Raw genomic sequence first — 13,078 nt, forward strand, 5'->3', positions numbered from 1 at the left:
AATTTATGAAATTTCTGCGCAGCGCTATGCTTTACGTCGCATAAAAAACATGCCGTACCAAATCAGACGCCGCATAAAAGGCGGTGCCGTAGCGACTGCTGTCCGGCGCCACAGCCTATAGCCGCTACGACGCCCGTTTGCTTGGGATGCCGCTATAAAAATACGGCGACCGAGGCGCCAGCCGCCGGCAGAAACTACTTCCGCGCGCAGCTTGAGATGTACCGCAGTAAAACATCGAGCGAGCTCAGCCGCCGTCAAACACGCTAAATTTATCGCGCGCATTTACTCTCTAGTATCGCAGCCCTTCGTTCGGCCATGGGCTTTGCGGCGCGCAGAGGGTTTTTAAATTTCAAAACGAGAGCATAAATTTTAAAATTCCTAGGCGTAGAAATTCCGCGCCGAAGCTAAATTTTAAAATTTATACTGCGGGCACTCAAAGAGAGTTAGCGGTGCGCCGAAATTAAAATTCGCCTTTAAATTTAAAGCCTTTAAGCCCGCGCAAAGCCGCCAGGACGAAAAAGCCGCCAGGACATGTTAGGCATTGCGCTTTATGGGCGAAATTTTCATAAATTTAAAAGCGTCAAGCGGTGCAAGCCCTACTCGAATTCTATCTTTTTTAGATAGTCGTATAAATTTAGCACAGCGATAAATAGCGTTAAAATCGCAGGCCCCAGGATCACGCCCCAGAACCCGAACGTGCTGATGCCCGAAAGCATCGAGAAGAAGATCAGCATCTCGTTGATGTTTGCGGGGTTTTCGACCAGGCGCGAGTTGATAAATTTGATCACGAGCGGCTTTACGAAGCTATCCGCTAGCGTCGAGATCAGTATCACGCAATACGCCATTATCACGATCGCGCCCGAGGTGCTGCCCCCCGCTAGCACGTATAGCGCAGTGGGTACATAGATGAGCGCACCGCCGACTGCAGGGATGAGCGAGCAGAAGGCGAAAAGCACCCCCATCAGCAGCGCGTCAAAGCCGAAGATCCCCGCGATGATCGAAAACAAAAAGCCCTGCAATACGGCGTTGAAGATGGTCGAGTAAAATACGACGCTCATCGTATTTGCCGTCTCGGAAAATATGTAATCGATCTGCGCGGGCTCGACGGGTAGAATTTTTTTGAAAAAGCGCTTGAAGCTCTCGCCGTAGAGGTATGCAAAAAAGCAAAACACGACGATAAGCACCATATCGACGATAAATTTCGCGCTAGACTTTCCGACAACCGAGAGGTATGAGATGATCTGCTTCGCTAGGCCCGCGACGTCTAGGTTTGCCAAAAACGAGCGAAACTGCGTATCAAATTTTTCAAAAGGCCCGGGCAGCTTGATGTTTAGGCTCTGAACATAGCTAAGTGCATCGTTTAGGCGCGCCATATCGAAGCTCGCGGCGTTTTTGGCGATCTCGATCACTGCGTAGATGAAGGGTACGAAAAAAAGCGCGCAGAGCAAAAACAGGCTAAGCACCGAGGCTAGCGTGCGCCTGCCGCGACACAGCTTCGTTACTTTAGCGTGCAGACCCGAGGTCGCCACCGCCATCAGCACGCCGATTGCGATCACCATCAAAAACGGCGAAAACAGATAGATCACACAGCAAAACATCAGCAAGGTTGCGCCGATAAAAAATATCTTGTTCGTTTTCGCGCGCCCACTAGCCTTGGCAAGACCTGCTTTCACACCCGCAGCAGCTCCCGAAGCGGCAGCGGCGCCTAGCGCGGAAGCATTAGCCGAGAAGGTTTCGTTAGCTTCGGCGGCGTCGCCTAACGCGGAAGCACCAGCGGACGAGGCTTTGTCGGTTTCGATCCGGTTTTTGCTTTGATTTTCGGCGGCGGTTTTAGTCCTGCCTTCCGCGGCGTCTAGCGCAGCTGCGCCTGATTTATCGGCGCTGGTATTTGCTCTGGCGGCTTTGCTCGTTTCGGCTATGCTTTCGCTTTGATTTTCGGCGCCGATTTCGGCTCTATTTTCAGTAGCGGTTTTGGTTTTGTTTTTGACAGTCGCTTTGGCTTCGGCGGCGGCTTCGATTTTACCCTCAGCGTTATTTACGGTCTGATTTTCGGTGAAATTTTGCGCCTCGCTTTTGGCGTTATTTTGGGCTATATTTTCAGCCAGGTTTTCATTGCGGCTTGCGGCGTTATCTTTCGGCGTCGGCAAATTTTATCCTTTTGAAATTTGATGAGCTATTTTATAAATTTTTTTATCAGATTTCGATTAAATTTTAAAATTTCACAAAATTTACGAGCGGCATTCTCGTGCGTTTTCAACATACAGCGCGCTATACGACATGTACACGGATCGTACCTAATTTATGAAAATAGCGCATAACTCGAACATACGTCAAAACCAGATGTGTGCTCCTATGCCGCATTCGAGCCCTGCGCACACCGCGGCAAGACCCCGTCTTGCGCCGAGCTTTTGGCAGAGCTAGGCCTATCGCGCGTGGTAATCGGCGCGCGCGATACGAACGCGCAGGCTGCGGGCGGCGCGGAAATTTTACGCCGCGGGGGCATAGAGGTGAAATTTGACGTTTGCCATACCGCGGCAGCGGAGCTTGCGGAGCCGTTTTATCTGGCGCGCGAGAGCAGCTTTTGCTTCATCAAAATCAACGCTGCGCTAAACGGCGTGGTGCATGGGCGGATCGGCAGCGAGAAGCAGCGCGCGTTCGTGCACGAGCTGCGTGGCGTGTGCGACTACGTAGGCGTGGGCGGGCAGACCGTGCGCGTCGACAGACCGACGCTGGACGTGCGTGCGGCTAAATTTGATGAAATTAGCACTTTGGCAGGCAGAGCCGATATGTCGGCGCTAGACGTGCGTGCCGCGTCGCAAAATCTAAAGCCGCGCGCACCCGATGTGTGGATCTACTCGCGCCGTAACTCTTACAATAAGCCCAATAGCAACTTCACGCGGAAAAGAAAAATGTATAGCGAATGCGTCTGCTAGAAGCAAAGTAAAAATCGGTACGATAAACGAGAATGAAGTAAAAGCTAAACGGGCGACAGGCTATTTTTCAGAAAATCAATATACCTTGATAATCGCAAATAACGATCTGCGTAGAGCAAAAGAATAGCGAATTTATAAAATAATGAGCATAACGGATGCTCGAATAGACTAAATTTTAACTTTCAATGGAGAGTGAGAATAATAGCCGCCCCTATAGGCATATGAAAGCAGAACTTCGCTCCAGCTTGCGCTGCAGCCGCATTAGCAAGACCATGCGAAAGCGCATCCCTAATAATACCCAACCCGTTACTCATTTTTTGCTCCTTCTTCTGGATTTTTTTTAATCAAATTTCTATCTGAAAAATTTATAAAAAATATCAATAAAAGTAGAAAAACTACCCCTTTTAAAAAGAATTTAAACTGTGCGGTCATCAAATATGGTCTTAACAATCTATGATCGAAATTATATTCCTTATATATCTTTCCATCTTTATCTTCAAGCTGTAAAATTTCATTATTACCTAATATATCCGGGCTTGGCTCGCCGTAAATTTTGATTTTTTGCCCTTTTAGCTTTTCATAAATATCGCTATCACTTTTGCTTATTTCATAAACTTTTTTCTTGCCGTTTTCTAGTTCTATATGTATTCGTCCGCCGCTTCCGCGAAAATTATAATAAACGTTTCTTAAAATTCCGGTATCTATCTCAAGCTCATTCAATTGCTTGGGCGCCGTGTTCGTTCTATAAATAGTAAAAAGCATCCCGCACAGAACAAAAAGCAAACCATAGCAGCCTATGCTAGCCACTTGTGCCGGCGGATGCGAAACTCCCTTGATAAAAACACGCCTATAAAATACATCATAAAAATAATATAAGAGCCTTTTTATATATTTTGTTGTGAATTTCATAAAATTTCCCTTCATATTCTTTTGGATATTTTATTGAGCCGATAATAAATTTGCTCTAAATTTACAAAATCTCCCGCTTGAAATTTTAAATCTGAAGAAGCTTTAAAACCAAGCAAAATTCAAAGATCAAATATACAAAATCGCCACGGCAGAGCTTCCGCCTGCGTAGCTATGGCTCAGCGCCGTGAAGTATAAAATTTCATCCGCCCTACTCCTCAAACAGATTTCTCTCCGCGGTCTTTAGCACGCGACCGAACGCCTCGCACGCCTTATCGGTCACGATGCGGCCCTTGGCGGTCTTTTCGATGTAGCCGTTGGCGAGCAGATAGGGCTCGATAACGTCCTCGATCGTGCCCTCATCCTCGCTAAGCGCCGCCGCGATCGTGCTAAGCCCCAAGGCACGGCGCTTGGCGTCAAATAAAATTTCCAAATATTTTATATCCATCTCGTCAAAGCCCTGCTCGTCCACGCCCAGCGCCTCGAGCCCTTCGCGCGCTCTATCGTGCGAGATAGCACCCTCGTCGCGCACCTCGGCAAAATCGCGTATGCGGCGCAGTAGCCTTAGCGCTATACGCGGAGTGCCACGAGAGCGACGCGCGATCTCGGCGCTGGCGTCGGCTGCGCTCTCCTTGCCGAGTTTAATCGAAGCGATCTGCACTATCCGCGCAAGCTCGGCGTGCGTGTAAAACTGCAAGCGAAACTGCATGCCGAAGCGATCCCGCAGCGGCGCCGAGATCATGCCTGCGCGCGTCGTGGCGCCGATGAGCGTAAAGTGCGGAATGTCGATCTTGATAGTCTGCGCGGCAGGACCCGAGCCGATGATGATGTCGAGGCGGAAGTCCTCCATCGCCGAATACAGCACCTCCTCGATCGCGGGGCTTAGGCGGTGGATCTCGTCGATGAAAAGCACGTCGCCGCTTTGCAGGTTCGTTAAAATCGCCGCCAGATCGCCCGCCTTTTCGATCATCGGTGCGGCGGTGACCTTGATGGCGGCGCCCATTTGAGCGGCGATGATGTGCGCCAGCGTGGTTTTGCCGAGCCCCGGCGGCCCGTAGAAAAGCACGTGATCGAGCACATCGGCGCGCTTTTTTGCCGCGGCGATCGCGATAGCGAGGTTTGATTTGATCTTCTCCTGTCCTACGTAATCCTCGAAGCTCGACGGGCGCAACGAGCTCTCCACGCTCTCATCGAGCTGCATCTTTTCGATCTCTACAATTCTGTCCATAATCTCTCTTTAATCGTTTTTAAAATTTTAGCAAGTGTAGCGAAAAATGGCTAAATTTTGACAATTTTAAAGGGACGGATCTTTACGGGCGGAATAAAATTTGCGGTACGGAATTTTACAGTACGCGCCTAGGGCTGGGCTAAAAAGCAGCACCCGTCGCGAAAGACTACGAAATTTTAGCGCGACGTTTTAAGGCTATACTCATGCCGCTACGCTCGCTATGCCTTAAGTGGGAATTTCACCGCAGCTGCCGCCAAACAGCGCGCCGAATGGTAACTGCGCTAAATTTTACGGCGCGGAATTTAGTATGTAAAATTTAAGGCTTTAGGCGTTCACGATCGGTGATTGCGGAGCGGCGGTGCAAAATTTGAGTGCGTAGAATTTAGAGGCGAAATTTAGCCGTTTGAAAAATACGCGCGAGATTTTGCGACGTGAAATTTGGCGCTTAGAATTTTGTGATACTAAATTCAGCGTCTGGAATTTTGCAACGAAATTTTGCGGCAAAATTTTGTTTCGTAGAGCTTTGATGCAGATTTTATTTTTGCGGCAACGAGGCTTTAAATTCTGCGCTTCAAGCTTCGCGATACGCAGCCGGCTAGAATTTTATCTCGCATAATCGGTTAAAATTTTGTAAGAAATTCTGCGTATAATTTTATGCAAAATTTTGCCTTGCGCGCTTGCGCGGCTAGGTAAAATTTCGCGCAGGGTTTGTATCTCGCAGTCGTGCAGAACTCGGAGCAGAAAGCCTCGGGCTTAAAATTTGACGTCGAGCTTAGCGAGAGCTTACGCGACGATTTAGCGGCAGACGTGCAATTAAGTTCGCTCCCGCAGCAAAATTTAACGACAAACCGCACGATTAAATTTTGTTTGCGCGATGGAATTTAGCGTCAAACGTACAGTTAAATTTAGCCACGCAGCCTCGCGACGCCTTATCGATCGCACCCCAAATTAAGACGCTAAATTTTTCCTGCGCGAGCCTAGTTCTACAAATCATGCTCTTCGATCAAAACGCTCTTATTATCGTCGTCGCCATCGCAGAACGCTCTATATAAGCCGGACGTTGTGCTTTCGAATAAAAACACTACGCCGTCGCTTTGAAATTTTTTCGAGCAGCCCTTGGCATATAGCTCCGCGAGTTTCGGGCTATCCGGAGCATAAAACTGATAGCTATCGGTGAAGTGCTCCACGTATCGGTAGGTGATCTCCGCCCAAGGCACCCCGCTGTCGCCGCTTCTATTTAGCACGATGGTTCTGGCGTTTATCGCTGCGAGCTTTGATTTTAGCTCTGCAAACGTCTTTTTGTCCCAGCCAATGAGCTTTAACCCTTCGCCAATACCCGGCGCATTGTCTCTAAAATTTGAATAAAATTTCGTCTCGTTGCCGTCCAAATCGATCCAAATATACTCATCGCCGTAGGTGCTCTGGATTGTAACGCGCAAATTTTTAGGGAAGTTGCGACCTGCAAAAGCTAACAGGTCTAGGAATTTCTCGCGATTTTGCTCGTAATTTTGCATTAACGGGGCTTTTTTCAGCTCCATATCATCTTTATCAAAGAAAGAATTAAACGCAAAAAATATCGCCAAAATCGGCAGCACCTTTACGCAAAAGAGCAAACCCAGAGCCGCGGCTATGATGATTTTTAAAGCTTTAGCCAAATTTTCTCCTTAAATTTTATAAACCGTTTAGGCGTGACGGCTGGTTTATGTTTGAGCTCTACGGCTACGTGCGTAAAATTTAGCGCTCGTAGCGTATTTTAGAGCTGCGGGCGCGAGAGCGTTCATGAAAAGCGCTCGCGCATTGCGCTCGGCGACATAAATAGCGCCCGCATGCAGAAGCGCGCAAACTCTCGCACGGCGCCCCGTATAAAATATACCGCGCAGAGTATCCGCCCAAAGCGCCTGCGATCTCTCGCACTAGCTAAAGCGCTCGCAATCGCTCGCGCCGAATAAATTTCAAGCGGCGCGAGCTATTTGCATAGCCTGCGACGCGCGAAAACGAAGCATTGTTTTAAGGCAAGCGGGGCTTTATCGCTGGAATTTCGGCGCGTAAATTTTAAAATTTAGCCCAAAATCCCGTTATTGCTTATATTCAAACTCCTCGCTTGGGAAGCTCTCGTCCTTCACTTCGCGCGCGTATTCGCGCACCGCGCCTTTTACCAGCGCAGCGCCGTCTAAATAACGCTTAACGAATTTCGGCCGAAACTCCGTGAAAAACCCGCACATATCGCTCCACACGAGCACCTGTCCGTCCACGCCCGCGCCCGCGCCGATGCCGATGACGGGCACGTCGGTACCGAGCGCCACTTGATTTGCGACCGCGGAGATTGTCCCCTCCACCAGCAGCAGCACCGCACCCGCCTCGACAAGCGCTCTAGCGTCGTTTAAGACTTCGCGTGCGCCCTCCTCTCCGCGCCCGCTTACCTTGTAACCGCCCGCGAAGCGCGAAAACTGCGGCTTTAGCCCGATGTGGCTCATAACGGCGATACCGTTTCGATTAAGCAGCGCCACGGTATCTGCCATATGCGCGCCGCCTTCGATCTTAACGGCATCGCAGCCGGTACTCTCATAGACTTTGGCACAGTTTTGCAACGCGAGTTCTGGCGTCGCGCACGAGCAAAACGGCATATCCACGACCATATACGCTCGCTTTAATCCCCTTCTTACGGCGCGCGCGTGATAGATCATCTGCTCCACGCTTGCGCCTAGGGTCTCGGAGCGCCCGCCGAAGCTCATATTTAGGCTGTCGCCTACTAGCACCATATCGACCTCGTCGTCGAAAATTTTAGCAAAAAGCGCGTCGTAGGCGGTGATCATCACGATCTTTTCGCCGGATTTTTTCATCTCGTATAATTTAGAAAGCGTGATTTTTGACATTTTGGCTCCTTGATTTGGTTAAAATTTGAACACAATTCTAGCATAAGCCGAATTTGACATTTATAAAATTTTAAAGTAAAATGCGCGCGCATTCTTTCGGGGGTGACTTGGCTTCGACGGGAACGGATGGGTCAAGGCTGCATGTCGCTTTGGATACAGCGTATAAAATCCAAACTAAATTTAAACGCAAACAACGTTAAATTTGCTCCTGCTTACGCTAAAGCTGCGTAAGTCCAGTCGAGCCCTGCTCTGCGCCGATACTATCTAAGCGCGGCTGCGGGTAATCTGCGATAGCGTAGCTCTGCGGCGTGACGAGCCGTAGGGTGAAATCCTAGTCTTTGCGCCGGCGGGTCGTTTTGGAAAGTGAGCGAGCCTGCGCGAGAACTTCACTTTTGCTAAACATGTAGAGGCTTTGGTCGTTTGTTTTCGGACTGCGGTTCAATCCCGCACACCTCCACCAATTAAGCTATCTTTAAGTTCCAATCACTTCTTTTTACTTCTCTTCAATTCCAGTATATAGGTGCTTATCTTATATTTCGATTATTTCTCTTTCCTTTTCTTTTTGTTTGTAGTATAATTTACTTCTGAAAAAATGGGGGTTTTATTAGGAGCTTTTTTGTATTGGGGGTTTTCGTAGAGAAATACGATATAGAAAAATGGCAATGGCAATAATCTTATACTTAAAAGGAGCGAATTATGTCATTTATAGATGAGGATTACGTAAATATCGTACCGCAGGATCTGCTAGAGCGTGGTATACGCCTAAGAGAGGAGTACGGAATTTATGCTATAGCTTGGAGATTTGACGATGTAATGGAGGTACTAAAAATCGCAAGAGATAGAGATATGCTTATCGTCGGAGGGGATGTATATCGCCTAAGCGGCGATGAGCCCATCATCACATACGACGGCTGGAATATTAAAGCAGAAGATGACGATGCATTCGAATTGGCGATCGAATATATCACTAATTATCGCGCTAGAAACGGAGATGACTTTGCATATTGCCCAGTCATTAGCCCTGGGCAGGTGCCTAAATGAAAATTTTAATTGGATTGTGTATAGGAAATTTCATAAAAGTATAGAGTATGCTTTAAGCGAGCGGATCGAATTTGAATTCGGCGTAAAAAAGAGGATCGGATAAGGCGTTAAATTTGGAAAGGAATAAGGAAAAACGCTGTGAAATTTAAAATTTTAAAACCGAGGCTTTATGAAAAATATAAGGATATGGTTATAGATGCGTGAGGATGAAAGGGTGAATACAGCATTGATGGCCAAAATAGATATTTTATTAAATTTAATAAATTTTTCTAAAAATATAAGCGCGATAAAAAGCGACTTGGCAAAGATAGGCTTTAATAGCGAATCGGAGCTTGTAACAATAACTCAAAATACCATTGCAAACATCCTAAATAGGGTCATCGATAAAGAAATTTCATATGAGCTCCTTGAGGAATGGGCAAATTTAATCGAGTGCCGCGAGGATATAGGATATGAGGATGAAATTTTGCAAGAGATCATATTTGAGCTGGCAAACCCTTGCCTTTATGGAGAGATGGACGAGAGGAAGATTTGTATGATTTTAGATGAAATTAAATGCGGGCGGAGCGATTCAAATGATATTAGAGAAAAATATTGATATTGTGGGCGAGAGGGCTATTTTGCTAATGGCGCTAGGCTCATTACAGGCATTGGAACACAAAGCGATCACCATAGATGAAAGCCAAAGAATTTTGTTTTTCACCCTATATCTCAACGCATTTGGAAAAAAATAAGGTCGATGAACGCATTATAGATATAATAATCGAGTGCTGCGAATTAGAGGATATTTTTGAGTTAATTCCTACAAAATATATGGAAACTTTGCAAACATTACAGAATAGAATAATAGAAATTTTAAAGCAATACGATGAAGAATCTATAAAAAGATGGGTAATTATAGATAAAGAATAAGCTTCCATAACTTCCGTCTTTGCAAGCGGGTGGGCTGGCAGCTAAATAAAATTCTAAATGTTACGATAAGAAAGTCCGTACAAATTTAAGTCTTTCGCAATTCCTACTTAACATTATTGATAAGATTTGCGGTATGATAAATTAAAATTTTAGACGAATCGGTAAAATTTTACAATTTAAAGAGTTTTATGTATCTTTCTCGATAATTATTAATTTTAAGCCATCAGCTTGAAAATAAATTAGTAGATAAAATACTCCGATTTAGATTATATGAGATTTTCTTATTCACAATGAAAGCAAGAATAAAATTTTGAAGTCACGATGCTGTGCTATAAATTTAAAAATATTGGTTGCAGAGGGCGGATTTGAACCACCGACCTTCGGGTTATGAGAAATATGTGCTCTTTTTCTTTGTCTTTTTTTCTCCATGAAAAGTATCTATCTCATACTTTTATTTGCTATTTGATATATTTTTCAGCATAATTTAAGTAAATATATTGTATAATTCATTCATAAATCAAAAGGGTATAGCCCAAAAGGAGAAAAAGATGAAAAAGCAAGTTTTGACAAAGGTTCAAGATTTTAACGGCAACGTTTTCTACGTTGAGAGAAAAAGAATTCAGATCGAGCGTGTTAAGCAGTATGGAGAGATTGAAAAATATGCTACTTTTGACGGCAACGGATATGATAGATACAATCGTCGCTTGGGCTATATTCTAGAAACTAGGGTTTATTTCAGTGATTTTGATATGAGTTGGAAAGATGCTACTAGCGGTATTGCTACTGCTAAAAATCGAGATGGCAAAGAAGTGAGATTTATTGTAGAGGACGACAATCTACAAAACTCTATCACAAAATTTGTGGAGGAATAGATGAAAAATATAGTTAGCGGTTGGCAGACGAGAATTTTTCCTCGTCATTGTAATAGTTCTGATGAAAAAGGGCGTTATTATGTTCGTTTTTGGCATTATGACATGGGTCGATATTGCTATGTTTACGATGGAGATCATGTTTCTTGGCTTGATTCAGAAACGAAAAGTCGAATTCAACGTTGTGTTTCTACAAAAAATAGCGAGAAATACTATATTTGTCGTAGTCTGCCCCGGGATACTCCTCCTTTGTCAAACTACGATATAGATCATTTTGTCATTCTTGAGAATGGTAAAACGTTGGCTGTTCCAGTTGTTGGCGATGGTGCTTTTGAAATTTCTGATGAAGAGTATCATCAAGAGTGTTGGATAGATTGATGAGGCTCAAAGAAGTATCACAGCTTACGGGTATTCCGTATCAGACTTTGTTGGGTTGGGAAAGAGCGGGTGGCTATCGCCGAAATTTGGCTCGATTTCTGAAAAGTTGCGATCGCGCTACGCTTGAAAATCATTTCGTCGAAGCTTCGTCTGACATGGTAGTTCAAAATGGGGATGTCGTAGTTGTCGAAAAAAATGGCAGCTTTTCTATTGCTACCTATCCTGCTGATGGAAAAATTATTTCTATCTTGCAGAAATTTAATAAAAATTAAGTATGCTGGGGTTATAATTCGCTTAATGAAGTGAGCTTATCCTTTTAGGATTTAAAATTTGTGTTTTAATGAATTTAAAGCTTTGCTTCATTTTTTCCTTTGGGATTTGAAACCTATATTTTAACATTTTTAATTACTTTATTTTATCCTTTTAGGATTTGTAAATTTCTAATTTTTAGGCTTGTTTTTGCGTTTTTTTTATATATTTTAATGTATTTCGATTTGGATTACTTCGTCGGGATCAGTGTGTAAATTTCCTGAAATCTTGCATAGTTTTAAATTTCTTTCTACCATAAAGCAGTTGTCGTTTTCTTTAGATAGGATTTGAAATTCTATTGTTTCTACCCCTTTGAATATCTCTTTTACCATTTTGCCTTGTATGGATTTAGCAGCATCGTTTAGTCCTATTTTTTCATAATAGCTATCGTCTTTTTCTACTTTTACTACTCCGCTGTTATTTATACTCCATATCATATCGGTTGGGATTTCTTTGTTTTTCTCTACTTTGTAAATTTTGCCGCTTTTATCGAATCTCATTCTTATTTTATCGTATCTGCCAAAAATGAAATTTACGCAGCATTGAGTTTCTATCGCTTCCCACGTGCCGATTAAATTTATATTTTTGCCAAATTGGTATTGCTTGTTGCTTGGTGATACGTTTATTTCTATGCTTTCTTCAGCTTGTAGGCTAGTGAAAGTTAAAATTACTGCTATTAGTAGCTTATTCATCATTTTCTGCTTCTTTCTCCATCTCTCTTTTTAAAATTTTGGTTTCCATACTGCTTAGGTAATATCTCTTTTCTATTTCCTTGAGCTGCCTAAATTTTTGTAATAATTCCCGTTCGTAAGAATTTGTTGTATTATCTGAAAAGTATGAGATTATTATTTTGTATAGATTTGGATTTTGTCTTTCCCAGTTGTATAAGGTCTTTAGATCTTTGCCGATAAATTTTGCAATTTCTTTCTTATCCATTGGAAATAATTCCTTCTATTTAAAGTTTTTTTAATAAAGAATTTGCAATAATTCCCGCAGAGAATTTGCAATAATTCCATTCGCAAAGTTATTATAGCAAAATCCGTGTTTAATTTCCGCACTATGCCGCGACAGAGTAAAGATGTCTAGGGTCGAAGTTAGGCGGGAGTTCCACCCGAGTAAGTGGCTAAACTGCTTGGGGCGGTTTGTGAAAATAACTCTTCCTTCCGCCCTTTAGGTTTAATCGAGTTAAGCTTAATCAAATATAAAGGAAGAGTTATGGATTACATTCTACAAGATTTCAAGGTTTCTTACGAAATTGCAAGTGCTATCGCAAAAAGTGGTGCCAAAGGCGAGATGAACGGACGGGCTTACTCAAGCTCCGTAAAGATTACCGCTCGTAACCGATATGAGGAAGAGAATTCGGTAACAAATTGCGTTGATCTAAAAGAACAAGAGCTAATAGTTCGCATTCTATGCAAAGATGATCTAACTGCTGGGGTTCTTACTACGAAATTTAATCAGTTTTTCAAAAACAAGGGTGTTTTAAAATTTAACGCCGGGCTTCCGTCTTTTAACAATGGCGCATATACTCTTACGACCGATGAAGACGATGCGTATTGGATAAATTTCTTAAACAATATAACTTCTGCTTCTCCTAAGAAATAACAAGCTTTACAAAGCCGATCCGTG

Annotated in this window: 15 protein-coding genes and 1 other RNA gene; 9 read left to right on the forward strand and 7 right to left on the reverse strand. The window is 44.0% G+C overall.

Features of this window, described 5'->3' with window-relative positions; all coding sequences use genetic code 11:
* Positions 1-596: 596 nt before the first annotated feature.
* Positions 597-2,147, reverse strand: a complete 1,551-nt coding sequence (locus Q0224_RS05065) for an AI-2E family transporter (protein ID WP_297949593.1) — start codon at positions 2,145-2,147, stop codon at positions 597-599.
* Positions 2,148-2,408: 261 nt separating this feature from the next.
* Here Q0224_RS05065 and Q0224_RS05070 point away from each other — a divergent pair, with 261 nt between their 5' ends.
* Entirely contained in the window at positions 2,409-2,933 is a 525-nt protein-coding gene (locus tag Q0224_RS05070) for a hypothetical protein (RefSeq protein ID WP_297949595.1), read from the forward strand.
* 306 nt (positions 2,934-3,239) lie between these two features.
* Here Q0224_RS05070 and Q0224_RS05075 read toward each other — a convergent pair whose 3' ends face one another.
* From Q0224_RS05075 to panB, 4 genes are all read right to left on the reverse strand, one after another.
* Positions 3,240-3,653, reverse strand: a complete 414-nt coding sequence (locus Q0224_RS05075) for a hypothetical protein (RefSeq protein ID WP_297949597.1) — start codon at positions 3,651-3,653, stop codon at positions 3,240-3,242.
* Positions 3,654-4,050: 397 nt separating this feature from the next.
* Entirely contained in the window at positions 4,051-5,067 is a 1,017-nt protein-coding gene (gene ruvB, locus Q0224_RS05080; RefSeq protein WP_297949599.1) for a Holliday junction branch migration DNA helicase RuvB, read from the reverse strand.
* Between the two features lie 983 nt (positions 5,068-6,050).
* Positions 6,051-6,722: a hypothetical protein gene (locus Q0224_RS05085; protein ID WP_297949601.1), complete on the reverse strand. Its 672-nt coding sequence runs from the start codon at positions 6,720-6,722 to the stop codon at positions 6,051-6,053.
* A 420-nt stretch (positions 6,723-7,142) separates the two neighbouring features.
* The gene (gene panB, locus Q0224_RS05090) at positions 7,143-7,940 is read right to left on the reverse strand and encodes a 3-methyl-2-oxobutanoate hydroxymethyltransferase (RefSeq protein WP_297949603.1); all 798 of its coding nucleotides are present in this window, start codon (positions 7,938-7,940) and stop codon (positions 7,143-7,145) included.
* Between the two features lie 98 nt (positions 7,941-8,038).
* On the opposite strand from panB, the gene ssrA reads away from it, so the two are divergent.
* The 7 genes from ssrA to Q0224_RS05125 all read left to right on the forward strand — a co-directional run bounded on the left by ssrA (position 8,039) and on the right by Q0224_RS05125 (position 11,412).
* Positions 8,039-8,400, forward strand: a transfer-messenger RNA (tmRNA) gene (ssrA, locus tag Q0224_RS05095).
* Between the two features lie 236 nt (positions 8,401-8,636).
* Complete coding sequence (imm40, locus tag Q0224_RS05100) at positions 8,637-8,981, forward strand: Imm40 family immunity protein (RefSeq protein ID WP_297949605.1); 345 nt, start codon at positions 8,637-8,639, stop codon at positions 8,979-8,981.
* Between the two features lie 214 nt (positions 8,982-9,195).
* The gene (locus Q0224_RS05105; protein WP_297949607.1) at positions 9,196-9,579 is read left to right on the forward strand and encodes a hypothetical protein; all 384 of its coding nucleotides are present in this window, start codon (positions 9,196-9,198) and stop codon (positions 9,577-9,579) included.
* A gap of 77 nt (positions 9,580-9,656) precedes the next feature.
* The gene (locus tag Q0224_RS05110) at positions 9,657-9,893 is read left to right on the forward strand and encodes a DUF3969 family protein (RefSeq protein WP_297949609.1); all 237 of its coding nucleotides are present in this window, start codon (positions 9,657-9,659) and stop codon (positions 9,891-9,893) included.
* Positions 9,894-10,441: 548 nt separating this feature from the next.
* Positions 10,442-10,765 (forward strand): hypothetical protein, encoded by a 324-nt coding sequence (locus tag Q0224_RS05115; protein ID WP_297949611.1) that lies wholly within the window; start codon positions 10,442-10,444, stop codon positions 10,763-10,765.
* Positions 10,766-11,140: a hypothetical protein gene (locus Q0224_RS05120; RefSeq protein ID WP_297949612.1), complete on the forward strand. Its 375-nt coding sequence runs from the start codon at positions 10,766-10,768 to the stop codon at positions 11,138-11,140.
* Complete coding sequence (locus tag Q0224_RS05125) at positions 11,140-11,412, forward strand: hypothetical protein (protein WP_297949614.1); 273 nt, start codon at positions 11,140-11,142, stop codon at positions 11,410-11,412. The genes Q0224_RS05120 and Q0224_RS05125 overlap by 1 nt, the downstream gene beginning before the upstream one ends.
* A 207-nt stretch (positions 11,413-11,619) precedes the next feature.
* Here Q0224_RS05125 and Q0224_RS05130 read toward each other — a convergent pair whose 3' ends face one another.
* Entirely contained in the window at positions 11,620-12,141 is a 522-nt protein-coding gene (locus Q0224_RS05130) for a hypothetical protein (protein WP_297949616.1), read from the reverse strand.
* Positions 12,134-12,385: a TetR/AcrR family transcriptional regulator gene (locus Q0224_RS05135; protein ID WP_297949617.1), complete on the reverse strand. Its 252-nt coding sequence runs from the start codon at positions 12,383-12,385 to the stop codon at positions 12,134-12,136. Before Q0224_RS05135 ends, Q0224_RS05130 begins: the two co-directional genes overlap by 8 nt.
* Positions 12,386-12,664: 279 nt before the next feature.
* Between Q0224_RS05135 and Q0224_RS05140 the strand changes: the two genes are divergently transcribed.
* Entirely contained in the window at positions 12,665-13,054 is a 390-nt protein-coding gene (locus Q0224_RS05140; protein ID WP_297949619.1) for a hypothetical protein, read from the forward strand.
* Positions 13,055-13,078 lie beyond the last annotated feature (24 nt).

It is taken from the genome of uncultured Campylobacter sp. (genome assembly GCF_938002845.1).
Classification (GTDB): Bacteria; Campylobacterota; Campylobacteria; order Campylobacterales; family Campylobacteraceae; genus Campylobacter_B.